The sequence below is a fragment of the Streptomyces sp. NPDC087440 genome (assembly GCF_044744005.1).
Lineage (GTDB): Bacteria > Actinomycetota > Actinomycetes > Streptomycetales > Streptomycetaceae > Streptomyces.
Genome location: NZ_JBIUXN010000006.1, coordinates 182,706 through 196,960 on the forward strand (window position 1 = coordinate 182,706; position 14,255 = coordinate 196,960).

The 14,255-nt window shown below is 74.3% G+C and carries 10 protein-coding genes; 1 reads left to right on the forward strand and 9 read right to left on the reverse strand.

Translation table 11 applies throughout. The annotated features are described in order from the left end of the window. Window positions 1-57 precede the first annotated feature (57 nt). From ACIO3O_RS15495 to ACIO3O_RS15505, 3 genes are all read right to left on the reverse strand, one after another. Window positions 58-969 (reverse strand): phosphotransferase family protein, encoded by a 912-nt coding sequence (locus ACIO3O_RS15495; protein WP_401745534.1) that lies wholly within the window; start codon window positions 967-969, stop codon window positions 58-60. Between the two features lie 530 nt (window positions 970-1,499). Then, window positions 1,500-1,721, reverse strand: a complete 222-nt coding sequence (locus tag ACIO3O_RS15500) for a hypothetical protein (RefSeq protein ID WP_401745536.1) — start codon at window positions 1,719-1,721, stop codon at window positions 1,500-1,502. A 270-nt stretch (window positions 1,722-1,991) separates the two neighbouring features. Then, window positions 1,992-2,240 carry a hypothetical protein gene (locus tag ACIO3O_RS15505; protein ID WP_401745538.1) on the reverse strand — a complete coding sequence of 83 codons (249 nt, stop codon included), beginning with the start codon at window positions 2,238-2,240 and terminating at the stop codon, window positions 1,992-1,994. Between the two features lie 231 nt (window positions 2,241-2,471). Between ACIO3O_RS15505 and ACIO3O_RS15510 the strand changes: the two genes are divergently transcribed. Then, a complete protein-coding gene (locus ACIO3O_RS15510; RefSeq protein WP_401745540.1) occupies window positions 2,472-3,797 on the forward strand; it encodes a serine/threonine-protein kinase in 1,326 nt (441 codons plus the stop codon). Window positions 3,798-3,888: 91 nt separating this feature from the next. Here the strand turns inward: ACIO3O_RS15510 and ACIO3O_RS15515 are convergent, their stop codons facing one another. The 6 genes from ACIO3O_RS15515 to ACIO3O_RS15540 all read right to left on the reverse strand — a co-directional run bounded on the left by ACIO3O_RS15515 (window position 3,889) and on the right by ACIO3O_RS15540 (window position 14,242). Then, window positions 3,889-4,704, reverse strand: coding sequence for a TrmH family RNA methyltransferase (locus ACIO3O_RS15515; protein WP_401745543.1), 816 nt, complete (start codon window positions 4,702-4,704; stop codon window positions 3,889-3,891). 62 nt (window positions 4,705-4,766) lie between these two features. Beyond that, a complete protein-coding gene (gene cobA / locus ACIO3O_RS15520) occupies window positions 4,767-6,041 on the reverse strand; it encodes a uroporphyrinogen-III C-methyltransferase (protein ID WP_401745545.1) in 1,275 nt (424 codons plus the stop codon). Window positions 6,042-6,526: 485 nt separating this feature from the next. Continuing rightward, window positions 6,527-10,624 carry a nicotinate-nucleotide--dimethylbenzimidazole phosphoribosyltransferase gene (gene cobT, locus ACIO3O_RS15525; RefSeq protein WP_401745547.1) on the reverse strand — a complete coding sequence of 1,366 codons (4,098 nt, stop codon included), beginning with the start codon at window positions 10,622-10,624 and terminating at the stop codon, window positions 6,527-6,529. Between the two features lie 477 nt (window positions 10,625-11,101). Beyond that, window positions 11,102-12,337 carry a precorrin-6y C5,15-methyltransferase (decarboxylating) subunit CbiE gene (gene cbiE, locus ACIO3O_RS15530; RefSeq protein WP_401745549.1) on the reverse strand — a complete coding sequence of 412 codons (1,236 nt, stop codon included), beginning with the start codon at window positions 12,335-12,337 and terminating at the stop codon, window positions 11,102-11,104. Between the two features lie 158 nt (window positions 12,338-12,495). Then, complete coding sequence (locus tag ACIO3O_RS15535) at window positions 12,496-13,146, reverse strand: GNAT family N-acetyltransferase (protein ID WP_401745551.1); 651 nt, start codon at window positions 13,144-13,146, stop codon at window positions 12,496-12,498. A 238-nt stretch (window positions 13,147-13,384) separates the two neighbouring features. Further along, a complete protein-coding gene (locus ACIO3O_RS15540; protein ID WP_401745553.1) occupies window positions 13,385-14,242 on the reverse strand; it encodes a MetQ/NlpA family ABC transporter substrate-binding protein in 858 nt (285 codons plus the stop codon). Window positions 14,243-14,255: the final 13 nt, after the last annotated feature.

The following is a 14,255-nucleotide window of genomic DNA, read 5'->3' on the forward strand; positions in this document are numbered from 1 at the left end:
GTCCGGTACGGGTCTCCTGCGTCGCGGGGATGCATGCCCGGTGGGCCGGGATTCACCCTACGGCGGAGGGGCCGCGTCCAACTCCGGCGGGAGGGAGGCGATTCGGGCGCAGGAGTCGAGCATGAGCTGCTCGACCTCGTCGAGGGGGCGGGCCTCGGTGGTGGACTTGGCGAGGGCGAGGGCCGCCGTCTGGACCGTCAGGGCGCGGGCGGCGACGTCGAGTTCGGGCCACGGGTCGCCCTCGGGGCGTACGGCGGGGCCGCCGGCCGCCCGGTAGGCGGTGAGGAAACGCTGCCAGATGTCGGGGTGCAGGAGGCCTGCGGCGTACCAGGCGGCGGGGCGGGCCAGGTCCCAGGTGGGGTCGCCGAGGCCGAGGTCGTCGACGTCGATGAGGTGCCAGGGGCCGTCGGGGGCGGGGTGGCGGACGAGCTGGCCCAGGTGCAGGTCGCCGTGGCAGAGGGTGGTGAGGGGGCGGGCCGGGTCGGGGTCGTCACGGGCCCAGGCCGGGAGGCCGTGCCAGGCGTGGCGGACGGTGCGGTGGGCGTCGGGGGCGGCCGGGTGCGGGGCGGTGGTGTGCATGCGGGCGACGGCCCGGGCGGCTTTGGCGGGGCCGCGCATGGGCGGGAGGGGGGTGGGGAGGGCGGCGGGGTCGGCGCGGTGGAGGCGGGCGAGGAGGGTGGCGGTCTGCTCCCAGGGGGCGGCGTCGGGGTCGTCCGGGGCGACGGGCGTGCCGTAGGGCCAGGCGGAGAGAGGGCGGCCGGGGTGGGCGGGGGTGGCTGTGGCGGGGGTGGGGAGCGGGGGCAGGAGGATGCCGGTGAGGAGGGGGTGGGCGGCGACGGCGATGCGGGTGGTGAGGGCGGTGGGGTCGGAGTCGGGGGCGTGGGTCTTGAGGACGAGGGGGCCGTGGCGGACGACGGTGCCGTCGGGGCGGTCGGCGAGGAGTTCCGGGGCGGGGTCGGGTGGGGGCATGGTCCTCCGGAGCTTAGGCCGCGGGGCGCGTCCGGTACGGGGGTGGGCCGGGGCCTCTGCGGACGGGCGTCCGGCGGGGGGGCTTGGCCTCGGGCCGGTGGCGGGGCGGGCCAGAGGCGAGAGGGCCGGAACCGTGCGGGGCCCGTGTCGGGCGGGCCGCCCCCTTGCCCGCCCGTCCCGCCCCCGGGGGGCGGCTTCGCCGCAGGGGCTATGGCTGCCCGGAGGGCATGCCATTAGGGGCGCGGGGAACTGCGCGACCAGCCACGACGCACCCGCACAGGACAGAGACCACCACACACCCGCACCCGCACCCGCACAGGTACAGGCAACCGCCCGGCCCGCACGGAGCGCGGAGCCAGCACCACGGCTCACCCACACCACGCCCCGCACCCGCCCCGGAAACACGTTTGCCCGGACAGCTCCCCAGCTGTCCGGGCAAACTCAGCCGTCCGCCGCACCCCCGTCCCCACGGGGCTGATGGGCTTGGTGTTGTCCCGACCCGGACCGCTCTTCCGGGTCAGGGGCGCCGCTCAGCGCCCCAGCAACATGCCCACGGACGACGCTTGTGTGGCCACCGCCTCCCAGCCTCCGAAGAGGAAGAGGAGGAGGACCACCAGGGGGAGGGCCATGGCCGTTGCCACCAGGGGGTGGCGCGGGCCGGAGTTGCGACCGCCGAACACCGCGAGGGCGCGGCGTCCGCGGACGCGGATCGAAGCGCTGCGGATCATCGTCCGCGATGCCGTGTCCGCCATGGTCCTCTCCCTGTCGTTTTGGAAGCGGTGAGTGTCTGACCTCGGGGGACGAGTGCTGCACCCACCGCTTGAGTTCAAGATTAGGGGCGGGGGCCGGACGGGTCGTCATGCCCTCGTACCGATTGGTGGGCCTCCCGGAGGATGACCTACCGGGTGAGGATGTACTCCCCTGGGTGGAGAGCCGGGTGGAGGTCTCGGGGACTTCCCCGAGGGGTCGCGGGGGGGCCCGCCCCCGCACGACCCCCCAGCGCTCCCCGGCACTCCCCCGGCTCACTCCGCCTGGCTGCGCCGTTCCGAGGCGTCCTCCCTGGGGACCGGCTGCTCCACCAGGGCCAGCACGCGGGTGGCCATGAAGCGTGCCGTGCGCACGACGCTGCCGTTGCGGGTGACTTCACTCACTTCCACCACCCCCCTGCGGACCGCCGTCTCGACCCTTCGGCCTGCCCTGCTGGCCACCATTTCGTACGTCCGGGTGGTGTCTCCGGCGTCCACCACTATCTCGACTCGATCACCCTTCATGGAGTCAATCCCCCTTCTGCTGTTGCCCGTTGGGAATGAGCAGGGGTCAGGAAGATGGGAACGTACGTTCCCTGACCACTCCTCAAGTTTCGCACCCGGCACTGACAATCGATCGATTCGGGCGGGTGTGGCCTATGAGCACACCGCGCCAGGGATACGTAAGCTGTGCCACGTCGAACGGACCGGTCGGAAGTGGGGTGGGGGAGGCCCCACCGGAGGTAGGGGACGGACATGGCGATGATGCGGCTCCGGCGCGAGGACCCGCGTGTCGTCGGCTCGTTCAGGATTCACCGGCGGCTCGGTGCGGGCGGCATGGGTGTCGTCTACCTGGGCTCGGACCGGCGGGGCCAGCGGGTCGCGCTGAAGGTGATCCGGCCGGATCTGGCGGAGGATCAGGAGTTCCGGTCCCGGTTCGCGCGTGAGGTGTCCGCCGCGCGGCGGATCAGGGGCGGTTGTACGGCGCGGCTGGTGGCGGCGGATCTGGATGCCGATCGGCCGTGGTTCGCGACGCAGTACGTTCCCGGGCCGTCCCTGCACGACCGGGTGGCCGAGGAGGGCTCGCTGGTCGCCGCCGAGGTCGCGGCGATCGGGGCGGCGCTGGCGGAGGGGCTGGTGGCCGTTCACGAGGCGGGGGTCGTGCACCGCGACCTGAAGCCGTCGAACATCCTCCTCTCCCCCAAGGGCCCCCGCATCATCGACTTCGGCATCGCGTGGGCGACCGGCGCGAGCACGCTGACGCATGTGGGGACGGCCGTGGGTTCGCCCGGCTTCCTCGCGCCGGAGCAGGTGCGCGGTGCCGCTGTGACGCCCGCGACGGACGTGTTCGCGCTGGGTGCGACGCTGGCGTACGCGGCCACGGCGGACTCGCCGTTCGGGCAGGGCAGCTCCGAGGTCATGCTCTACCGGGTGGTGCACGAGGAGCCGCTGCTGGACGGCGTACCGGACGCACTGGCTCCGCTGGTGCGGGCCTGCCTGGCGAAGGAGCAGGAGGAACGTCCCAGCACCCTCCAGCTGTCGATGCGACTCAAGGAGATCGCCGCCCGGGAGACGCAGGGGGGTTCCGCCTCGGGCGGTTCCGACAAGCGTCCGCCCGTACAGCGCGGGGCCGATCGGGACGCGTACGCCGACCAGCGGACGCAGCGGAGCGTGCAGCAGCGGACGGAGGGCGGCAGCGGTGGCGGTCAGGGGGCGCGCGGGTCGTCCGCTCCCCCGGCGGCCCAGGCGGCTTCGCGGGGCGGTTCGGGTGCCCGGCGCACCGGGCCGTCCTCCGGGCCCGGCAAGAACGGCTCCCCGCGCAACACCACCCGGTCGGGGCCTGCCCGCAAGGGGACGCGGCCGGGGGGCCGGCCCACCTCCGGCGGGAAGCTGCGGCCCGCCAATCCGCGCCTGCTGCGGCAGCGGCTGGTGGTGTTCGTGGTGGTGACGCTGCTGGTCGCGCTGGGCATCGCGGCGGCACAGGGGTGCCAGGGGCCGAAGGAGTCCAAGGGCGCGGGGGTCGTGGTGTCGGGCACGGTGGGTGCCGCGTGCCTGCCGTCGGACGGCGAGTGCCCTGCGTAACACTCGCGAGGGCACGTGCCCTGCGTGACGTACGAAAGCTCCGTCGCGTGGCATCGGCCGCGCGGCGGAGCCTTTGTCGTACGGGAGAGGGCTAGGCGGGACGGCCCGTCGTCACGGCGTAGAAGGAGACGGCGGCGGCCGCGCCCACGTTCAGGGAGTCCACGCCGTGGGCCATCGGGATGCGGACCCATTCGTCGGCGGCGACCAGCGCGCGGCGGGAGAGGCCGTCACCCTCCGCGCCGAGCATGAGGGCGACCCGGTCCATGGTGTGCGGGGCGACCTCGTCGAGGGAGCGGGCCTTGTCGGCGGGGGTGAGGGCGAGGAGCGTAAAGCCCGCCTCGCGCACCGTTTCCAGGTCGGCGGGCCAGGACTCCAGGCGTGCGTACGGTACGGAGAAGACCGCGCCCATCGAGACCTTGACGGAGCGTCGGTAGAGGGGGTCGGCGCAGTCCGGGGAGAGGAGGACGGCGTCCATGCCCAGGGCGGCCGCGCTGCGGAAGATCGCGCCGATGTTGGTGTGGTCGTTGACCGACTCCATGACGACGACGCGGCGGGCGGTGGTGAGGAGGTCCGCGGCCGTGGGCAGCGGTTTGCGCTGCATGGAGGCGAGGGCGCCGCGGTGCACGTGGTAGCCGGTGACCTGCTCGGCGAGGTCGGGGCTGACCGCGTACACCGGGGCGGGGACCTCGTCGATGACGTCGCGCATGACGTCGACCCACTTGGCGGAGAGCAGCATCGAGCGCATCTCGTAACCGGCCTGGCGGGCCCTGCGGATGACCTTCTCGCCCTCCGCGATGAACAGGCCCTCGGCGGGCTCGCGGCGGCGCCGGAGCTCGACGTCGGTCAGGCCCGTGTAGTCGCGCAGGCGCGGGTCGTCGGGGTCGTCGATGGTGAGGAGATCGGCCACAGGGTGATACTGCCTTGTCGTGGGTGCGGTGCCCAAGGGGCGGGAGCGGTTGTTACCCCCGGTTACTGCGGGGTGTTCACCGAGACTACGTCGCCGATGACGATGACGGCGGGCGGTCGTACGTTCTCGGACTTGGCGAGCGCGCCGACCGTGGCCAGCGTCGCGTCGACGCGGCGCTGGGTGGCCATCGTGCCCTCCTGGATGATCGCCACGGGGGTTTCGGGCGAGCGGCCGTACGCGACCAGGGCCTCGGCGATCGAGCCGATGCGCTCGACGGCCATCAGGAGCACGAGGGTGCCGCGGAGGCGGGCCAGGGCTTCCCAGTCGACCAGGGAGCGCGGGTCATCGGGGGCGACGTGGCCGCTGACCACGGTGAACTCGTGGGCCACCCCGCGGTGCGTGACCGGGATGCCGGCCGCACCGGGGACGCTGATGGTGGAGGAGATGCCGGGGACGACCGTGCAGGGGATGCCCTCGGCGGCCAGGGCCTGCGCTTCTTCCATGCCGCGGCCGAAGACGAAGGGGTCGCCGCCCTTGAGGCGTACGACCGTCTTGCCCTGCTTGGCGTGGTCGATGAGGGCCTGGTTGATGGCTTCCTGGGCCATGAAGCGGCCGTACGGGATCTTCGCCGCGTCGATGACCTCGACGTGCGGGGGAAGTTCGTCCAGGAGGTCGCGGGGGCCGAGACGGTCGGCGATGACGACGTCGGCCTCGGCGAGGAGGCGGCGGCCCCGGACGGTGATCAGGTCGGGGTCGCCGGGTCCGCCGCCGACCAGGTGGACGCGGGGGGCGTCGTCGGCGGTACGGGGGCGGTGGTGCGGGGCGGCGAGGGTGCCGTTGCGCAGGCCCTCGACGAACACGTCGCGCAGGGCGGCGGAGCGGCGGGGGTCGTGGCCGGTGAGGACGGCGACGGTGACGTCGTCGCAGCGGCCGGTGGCGGGGGTCCAGGCGGTGGCGGCGTCCGCGTCGTCGGAGCGGACGCACCAGGTGCGGTTGCGCTCGGCCTCGGCGGAGGCGGTGGCGTTGGCCTCCGGGTCGCTGGAGGAGATGAGGACGTACCAGGCGTCGGCCAGGTCGCCCTCCGCGTAGCGGCGCTGCTCCCAGGTGATCTCGCCCGCTTCGGCCATCGCCTCGACGGAGGGGGTGGCGGAGGGGGAGATCAGGGTGATGTCCGCGCCGGCCGCTATGAGGGCGGGCAGGCGGCGCTGGGCGACCTGGCCGCCGCCGAGCACGATCGTGCGGCGGCCGGAGAGGCGGAGGCCCACGGGGTATGCCGGGGGCTCGACTTCGTGCGTCGCTCCGGCCTGGTGCGGGGCGCCTGCGGCGTGCGCGGTCATGGGTGCGGCTCCTCGGGAGGGTGGGGCTTGGCGGGCCCCCGCCTGGGGAGGGGGTGCCGGGGCCGGTGGGCCGCTGCGGCGGTGGAGCGGCGCTGGTGGGGAGGGGTGGGGAGGGGTTTCGGGTGTGGGGGTTACTTTACGGGGCGGGGGGGTTGGGGGGCGCTTCGGGCCCCCGGGGGCCCGGGCTTTCGGGTCCCCCTTCCCGGGGGGCGGTGGCTGCCTGGTGCACCCGGGAGGCCGGGTTCGCGGGAGCCTGGCTGCGGGGCACCCTCCCGGCGGCGGGGCCCGGCTGCGGCGGGGCCCTGTTTGTGCCGCACCCGGCACCCCGGTTGCCTGCGGCGCTGCCCCTGCCCCGCCCCTTCACCTAAACCCGCGGGGCAATGGACGGTTACGTGCGGGTGCGTCGTGGTTGCTCGCGCAGTTCCCCGCGCCCCTGAAGGGGCGCTGCGCGAGCGACCCACCACAAAGCGCTCGCCGAGCACGGGCTACTTCTCCGTGACCCCCGCCGAGTCGAACGTCGCCACCTCGTGCATGGCACGGGCCGCGCTCTGCACCACCGGGAGGGCCAGCAGTGCGCCCGTGCCCTCGCCCAGGCGCAGGTCCAGGTCGACCAGCGGGCGCAGGCCCAGCTTGTTCAGGGCGGCCACGTGGCCCGGTTCCGCGCTGCGGTGGCCCGCGATGCAGGCGGCGAGGGCTTCCGGGGCGACGGCCCGGGCGACCAGGGCCGCCGCGCCCGTGCTCACGCCGTCCAGCAGGACCGGCGTACGGAGGGATGCGCCGCCGAGGATGAGGCCGACCAGGGCCGCGTGCTCCAGGCCGCCCACCGCGGCGAGGACGCCGATCGGGTCGGCCGGGTCCGGCTTGTGGAGGTCCAGGGCGCGGCGGACCACGTCCACCTTGCGGGCGTGCATCTCGTCGTTGATGCCCGTCCCCCGGCCCGTGACCTCGGCCGGGTCCTGGCCCGTGTAGACGCAGATCAGGGCGGCCGACGCGGTGGTGTTGGCGATGCCCATCTCACCGGTGAGGAGGGCCTTGTTGCCTGCCGCCACCAGGTCGCGGGCCGTCTCGATGCCGACCTCGACGGCCGCGAGGACGTCCTCGCGGGACATCGCCGGACCCGTGGTGAAGTCGGCCGTGCCCGCGCGGACCTTGCGCGGGAGGAGGCCGGGGGTGGCCGGGAGGTCGCCCGCGACGCCGACGTCGATGACGCAGACCTCCGCGCCGACCTGGTTGGCGAACGCGTTGCAGACCGCTCCCCCGCCGAGGAAGTTGGCCACCATCTGGGAGGTGACCTCCTGGGGCCAGGCGGTGACGCCCTGGGCGTGCACGCCGTGGTCGCCCGCGAAGATCGCGACGGCGGCGGGCTCCGGGATCGGCGGCGGGCAGGTCCGGGCCAGGCCGCTGAGCTGGGCGGAGATGATCTCCAGCATGCCCAGGGCCCCGGCGGGCTTGGTCATGCGCTTCTGGCGCTCCCACGCCTCGCCGAGCGCCTTCGCGTCCAGCGGGCGGATATTGCCGATCGTCTCCTGGAGGAGGTCGTGCGGCTCCTCACCGGGGAGGGCCCGGCGACCGTACGTCTCCTCGTGGACGACCCAGGACAGCGGGCGGCGCTTGGACCAGCCCGCCTGGAGGAGTTCGGGCTCCTCGGGGAACTCGTCGACGTAACCGACGCAGAGGTAGGCGACGACTTCGAGGTGTTCGGGCAGGCCCAGCGCGCGGACCATCTCGCGCTCGTCGAAGAAGCTGACCCAGCCGACGCCCAGGCCCTCGGCGCGCGCGGCGAGCCAGAGGTTCTCGACGGCGAGCGCCGAGGAGTACGGGGCCATCTGCGGCTGCGTGTGGCGGCCCAGGGTGTGGCGGCCGCCACGCGTCGGGTCGGCGGTGACGACGATGTTCACCGGGGTGTCGAGGATCGCCTCGATCTTCAGTTCCTTGAACTGCTTCGCCCGGCCCTTGGGCAGCGACTTCGCGTACGCGTCGCGCTGGCGGGCGGCCAGTTCGTGCATCGCGCGGCGCGTCTCGGCGGAGCGGATGACCACGAAGTCCCAGGGCTGGGAGTGGCCGACGCTGGGAGCCGTGTGCGCGGCCTCCAGGACGCGGAGGAGGACCTCGTGCGGGATGGGGTCGCTGCGGAAGCCGTTGCGGATGTCGCGGCGCTCGCGCATCACGCGCAGGACCGCCTCGCGCTCGGCGTCGTCGTAGCCGGGGGCGGCGGGCGTCGCCGGGACGTCGGAGGACTCGGCGGGCTCGGTGGACTCCGGGAGCGCGGACGTCTCGATGATCTGCGGGCCTTCGGGCGCCTCGGGCGCCTCGACGGATTCCTGCGGGGGCTGCGGTGCTTCGGGCCCGGCGTGGGCGGCGGGCTCCGGCTGTGCGGACAGCACGGATTCCTCCTGTATGGGCTGCGCGGGCTGTACGGGTTCCGGCTGCGGTTCGGGCCGGGGCTGTACGGATTCCTGCGGTACGGACGGGACGGGCTGGGGGGCCTCGGGCTCCCCCTCGGCGGCGGGCGCGGACTCCTGCGGTCCGGCCTGGCCCTCGGGGGCCTCCTCCGCCACGGGCTGCGGCTGGACGTCGTCCGCCGCCGGAACCCGGACCTCAGTGTGCTCCAGGTCGGGCTGCGCGGCCAGCCGGACGGCCGGGCCGCCGTCGCGCGGTGCGGGCACCGTCGCGGACTGCTCCGCCGGTACGTCACCGGGCTGCTCGGCGCGTACGTCGCCGGGCTGTTCGGGCCGTACGTCATCGGGCTGCTCGGCGGGGGCCGCCGCTGCCTCGGCCGGTGCGGCTTCCGGCTCCTGCGGTACGGGCACGGGCTCGGCCTGCGCCTCCGCCACGGGTGCGTCGGGCGCCTCCGGAACGGGCTGCGGTGCCGTGCCCGGCTGCGCTTCCGCCGGAGCGGCGGCCTGGGCCTGCTCCGGGGTCGCGGGCTGCTCGGGGGTGCCGTCCACCGGCGTGCCGTCCACCGGCGTGCCGTTCACCGGCGTGCCGTTCACGGGAGTCGCGTCGGCCGACGTCGCGTCGTTGTCGGCAGGAGTCTCCTGTACGGGCAGGCCCTGGGCCGGGGTCGCCTGCGCCGGGGCGGGGGCCACCACACCATCGGCCGGGGTTTCGCCCGCCGGAACGACGGCCGCCGGAACGCCCTGGGCCGGAGTGCCGTGGACCGGCACGCCCGGAGCGGGAGTCCCCTCGGCCGGAGTAGGGGCCTGGGCAGGGGCCATGACCGGCACGGCCGCCATCGGCGTCGGGGCCAGGTGGGCGCCGTCCGGCACCGAGCCCTCGACCTGGACGAACTGCCCCTGCGGCATCGCCCGGGGAGCGCCCTGGGCCGGGATCGGGGCCGTCGGCGTGGCGTGCGCGGGGCCCGGCTGGAACACGGGCTGCGCGGCGGCGTCCGGCGTCGCCCCGGGGGCGTCGGGCCCGGTGCCCCCGGCGGCCACCGGCTGCTCGGCGGGAGCAGAAGCGGGAGCGGGAACAGCAGTAAGAGGGGGACCGGCAGCGACAGGCGCGGCCTTCGGCTCCTCGGCGGGCGCGACACTCCCGGCCTCGGGGGCTGCGGGCGCGGCGGCCTCCGGAGCGGCCTGCTCCGGGACGACCGTTTCTGCGGTGCTGCTCTGAGGCTCCTGGGGCGCCTGGGACTCGGCCGGCTGCTGCGCGGCAGCGTCCGGCACAGGAGTCACGGGGGTTACGGGGGTCACGGGAGTGCCTGGACTCGGCACCTGGACGTGCGTCTCCGCCGCCTCGGCCTGGGCGGGCACAGCGGCCTGCGGGGGCGAAACAGCCGAAGCGGCGGCAGCGGAAGGAGTGGCGGGAACCGGGGCGGAGCCGTCCGCCGGAACACCCTGCGCGGGCACCGGCACGGGCGCCGTCTGGACCTGCTGCGTCACGGGCTGCGCGGCGGCCTGGGACGGCTGCGCCCACGGCGTCGGCCCCTGCGAGGGGATCTCGCCGAGCTGCGGGCCGGGCAGCATCGCGGCCTCGTCGCGCGGGATGTCGAGGTACTCGGGGCCCGTGGTCGGCGGACCCGCGTGCCGCATCTGCGCGGCAGCGGCGGGCGCCGGGACCGGGGTCTGGGCGGGGGCCTGGAACTGGCCGGGAGCGGGCGCCGCGACCGGCGTCATGCCCTGCAGGGGCAGCGGGCTCTGCGCGGCGGCCGGGCCCCGGTCGGCCAGGGAACGTACGACACCGCTGGAGGCGTCCGGCACCGGCGGGCCCATGTGCAGCGGGCGGCGGGAGGGGGGCGGCGTCATCGACGCGGGCGGCGGGGGCATCCGTACACCCGAGAAGTCCACCGAACCGGAGTCCCGGCCACCGGTCTCGTGCGTGCCCGCCTCGGGCTGCGGGGCGAGCGGCGGCTGCGCGGGGACGACCTGCGGGTCGCTCCAGGCGCCCTGCGCGGCGGGCATCAGCAGGAGGTCGTCGTCCTCCATGCCGGAATCGCCGGAGTCGCCGAGGTCGCCGGAGTGGGCGGCGGGGTCGGAGGGGTCGAGGAAGGTGTAGGCACCCGGGGCGGGGACGCCCGGCTGCTCCACCATGCCTGCGTTCTCCGGCAGTCCCTCGCCCGGGACCTGGCCGGTGTCAGTCATGCGTACCCCTCGCTCATCTGTGCCGCCAACGCTTCTTCGGCCGCGCCGCCTTCCGCCGGCAGGGCCCCGTCGCCCGGAACGACCGCCCGACACGGCCGCACCCGTTCCTGATGGAACGAGCGGGGGTGTCGTGCGGCACGAAAGGTTCCGCGGACACCAAGCATTGTCGCGGCCCTTCGGAGCCGGGGCAGGGAGAACTGCCACGGCCCACTGTGGGCTGCGCCACGTCGCGCACGTCCCGGGTCCGCCGCACCGCCGGGGTCCCAAAGCGGGCCCCGTTTCAGGACATTGGCGAACGATCCGCCAACCGCCCATCTGCGGTACAACGATCGGCCAGCCTACCCCGCGCCACCGACAGCGCTCGCCCTGGGGAGCGATCCGTAGAACATCCGCGCGAAGAAGGGGACATGGTCCCGCCGGATCAGGTACGACCGTCCCGAATCGCCCCGGGGCGGAAGCGTCCTGCGGTATGGGGCGTCAGACGCGGGGGTCGCGGGTGGTGCGTTCCTGGCGGCGGCCGGTGAGGAGGAAGACCACCGAGCGCCGGCGCTCCTCCCACTCCCCCGCCGCGTGCAGGTCGACGGTCTGGAAGAGGGCGCACTCGACGGTGTACCCGCCCTCCTCCAGGGTGCGGCCGATCTCCTCGGCGGCGTCCCGGGTCTGGGCGTGGGTGACGATGCGTTCGGGGCGGCGGTCGACGCAGGCCTGGACGACGGGGACGCCGCCGCCCCCGATGCGTACGACGTCCGGTTCGGGGAGGTCCTCCAGGACGTGCGGGGCGGTGCCGCGCACCACCTGGAGCTGGACGCCGAAGCGGCGGGCGGCGGCGGCCGTCCGTACGCACGCGTCGGCGCTCTCGTCGACGGCGATGACGGCCGCGCCGAACCGGGTGGCCTCCACGGCGAGCGCGCCGCAGCCGGAGCCGATGTCCCAGACGAGGTCGCCGGTGCGCGGGCCGAGCCGGGCGAGCTGGGCGGCACGCAGGCCGGGGGTCTCGCCGTCGGCCAGGTCCTCCCCGTACTCCTCGGAGTTCAGGGCCCAGCCGCGCAGTTCGCCCGGATAGGTGCTGTCGTGGCCGAGCAGCCAGCCACCGCCCTGGGCGGGGGGTGCGGTGCCGCCGACGGCGATGACGACGTTGGGGTCGCGCCAGGCGTGGTCGGCGGCCTTGTCGGAGGTGAGGACGGTGATGCGCTCGCGGTCGGTGCCGAGTTCCTCGCAGATGACGAAGGTGCGGTGCACGCCGTCGAGGAGCAGGGCGAGTTCGGCGGGGCCCGCGCCCGGGGAGGTGAGGACGGCGACCTTGGTGTGGGCGCGGATCACGTTGACGGCGCGGCGCAGGGTGCGGCGGTGGGCGACGACGACCTGGGCGTCGTCCCAGGGCATTCCGGCGCGGGCGAAGGCGGCGGCGACGGAGGAGACCGCCGGGACGACCTCGACCTCCAGGCCGTGTTCGGGGGCGCGCAGGGTGCGCACGACGCCGAAGAAGCCGGGGTCGCCGTCGGCCATGACCACGGCGGTGCCCCGGTGGCCCGCGATCCGACGGGCGGCGAGGTCGACGCTGCCCAGCCGGATGCGCTCGGCGCCCGCGGGGACCTCGGGGAGGTCCAGGTGGTGCGGGGCGCCCGCGACGAGGGTGGCGGCCGCGAGGGCGGAGGTGGCCGCGGCAGTGAGGGGCGAGCCGTCCCAGCCGATCACCGTGACGCGGTCGGCCATCGTGGTCTGTCTCCTGAGGGGGTAGGGCTGGAGGGAAGGGGTTCCGCCGCCGCCGAGGGCAAGGGGCCCGTCCGGGGCACGGAGCCCGGCTGCGGCACGGAGCGTTCGGGGCAGGCTGAGAGTACCTGGTCCAGACCACTGCCGCCGCCGTGCGGGCGTCAGTTCCAGTCGGTGTACGCCGACGCGTAGCCGCCCGCGTCGGCCATCTGGTCGGAGACGCCCTCCAGGTCCTCGGGCAGCAGGCTCCACACGATGAGGTCGGTGCGGATGTTCGTCCAGCCGCCGTCGGTGCCGTTCTCGGTGCGCGTACGCGCTATCCAGGCGTTGCGCAGGACTCCCTCGCTGATGCAGCCGACACGCTGGGCGACCTGCTGGGCTGCGGTGTTGTCGGCGGGGGTGCGCAGTTCGATGCGCTCGAAGCGCTGGTCGCGGAAGAGCCACTGGGCGACCGCGAGGACGGCCTCGGTGGCGTAGCCCTCGCCGCGGGCCCAGGGGGCGGTGACGTACGAGATTTCGGCGGCCTGGATGTGCCAGTCGGTGCGGGAGAGGTGGATGAGGCCCACCAGGCGCTGGGTGAGGAACTCGGTGACGGCGAAGACGATGCCGCGGCCCTGGGTGCGCTCGGTGGGCGCGATGCGGCGCACCCAGCGTTCGGCGTCGCGCGCGGTGTAGGGGTGCGGGGCGGTCGTCCAGGCGGTCACCGCCTCGTCGTTCATCATCTCGATGTGCGCGGGGATGTCCGCCTCCTCGTAGGGGCGCAGCACCAGCCGGTCCGTGCTGATGGAGACGTCCGGGAAGGTGGTTGTCATGCGCTGCTCCATACCGAAGGGGCGTCGGGCCGGGTCCGTACGGGAAACGATTCCGCGGTCGTACGGGCGTGAACGCACAGCATGCCGCACGCCTCGGCCGTCATGCATGGCCGGGTCGGCGGTGGGGGTGACGCCCGGTCATATGCCCGAAGCCCCGTACTCCGCGCGGGAGTACGGGGCCCGGTCGCCAAGTGTCGTACGAGGGCGGTGACTTGGCGGGTGGTGCGATGCGCCGGAGTTACTTGACGGCGCCGAAGGACGGGACGACCAGCCCGGTGTACTTGTCCTCGATGAACTTCTTGACCTCGTCGGAGTTGAGGAGCTTGGCGAGCTTCTCGACGCGCGGGTCCTTCTCGTTGCCCTTCTTGACGGCGAGGAAGTTCGCGTACGGGTTGCCGTCGGCCTTCTCGGTGGCGAGGGCGTCGTCGGCGGGCTTCAGCTTCGCCTGGATGGCGTAGTTGCCGTTGATGACGGCGGCGTCGACCTGGTCCAGGGCGCGGGGCACGGAGGCGGCCTCCAGCTCCTTGAACTCCAGGCCCTTCTTGTCCTTGATGTCGGACAGCTTGGCGTCGATGCCCACGCCGTCCTTGAGGACGATCACGCCGTTGTCGGCGAGCAGGTGCAGGGCGCGGCCCTCGTTGGTGGTGTCGTTGGGCACGGCGATGGTCTGGCCGGGCTTGAGACCCTTGAGGTCCTCGATCTTCTTGGAGTAGAGGGCCAGCGGCTCCAGCTCGACATTGACGACGGGGACGATGTCCGTGCCGCGCTTCTTGTTGAAGTCGTCGAGGTAGGGCTTGTGCTGGAAGAAGTTGGCGTCGACCTCGCCGGACTGGGTGGCGGTGTTCGGCAGGACGTAGTCGGAGAACTCCCGCACCTCCAGCTTGAGTCCGGCCTTCTCCGCCAGGTTCTTCTTGACGAAGTTGAGGATGTCGGCGTGCGGCGTCGGGGACGCGGCGACCGTCAGCGGCTTGGTGGTGTCGGCCTTGGTGCCCTCGGTCTTGGCGCCCGGGTCGGAGGCCGTGCCGCAGGCGGAGACGCCCAGGGCGAGCGCGGTGACAGCGGCGGCGGCGAGGGAGATCTTGATGTTCTTACGCACGAAAAGTGCCTCT

What these genes read in the sequence shown, in the direction of transcription:
- cobA (WP_401745545.1), bottom strand. Translation starts at nt 6,041, where the DNA reads ATGACCGCGCACGCCGCAGGCGCCCCGCACCAGGCCGGAGCGACGCAC.
- cobT (WP_401745547.1), bottom strand. Translation starts at nt 10,624, where the DNA reads ATGACTGACACCGGCCAGGTCCCGGGCGAGGGACTGCCGGAGAACGCA.
- ACIO3O_RS15495 (WP_401745534.1), bottom strand. Translation starts at nt 969, where the DNA reads ATGCCCCCACCCGACCCCGCCCCGGAACTCCTCGCCGACCGCCCCGAC.
- ACIO3O_RS15510 (WP_401745540.1), top strand. Translation starts at nt 2,472, where the DNA reads ATGGCGATGATGCGGCTCCGGCGCGAGGACCCGCGTGTCGTCGGCTCG.
- ACIO3O_RS15535 (WP_401745551.1), bottom strand. Translation starts at nt 13,146, where the DNA reads ATGACAACCACCTTCCCGGACGTCTCCATCAGCACGGACCGGCTGGTG.
- ACIO3O_RS15505 (WP_401745538.1), bottom strand. Translation starts at nt 2,240, where the DNA reads ATGAAGGGTGATCGAGTCGAGATAGTGGTGGACGCCGGAGACACCACC.
- ACIO3O_RS15500 (WP_401745536.1), bottom strand. Translation starts at nt 1,721, where the DNA reads ATGGCGGACACGGCATCGCGGACGATGATCCGCAGCGCTTCGATCCGC.
- cbiE (WP_401745549.1), bottom strand. Translation starts at nt 12,337, where the DNA reads ATGGCCGACCGCGTCACGGTGATCGGCTGGGACGGCTCGCCCCTCACT.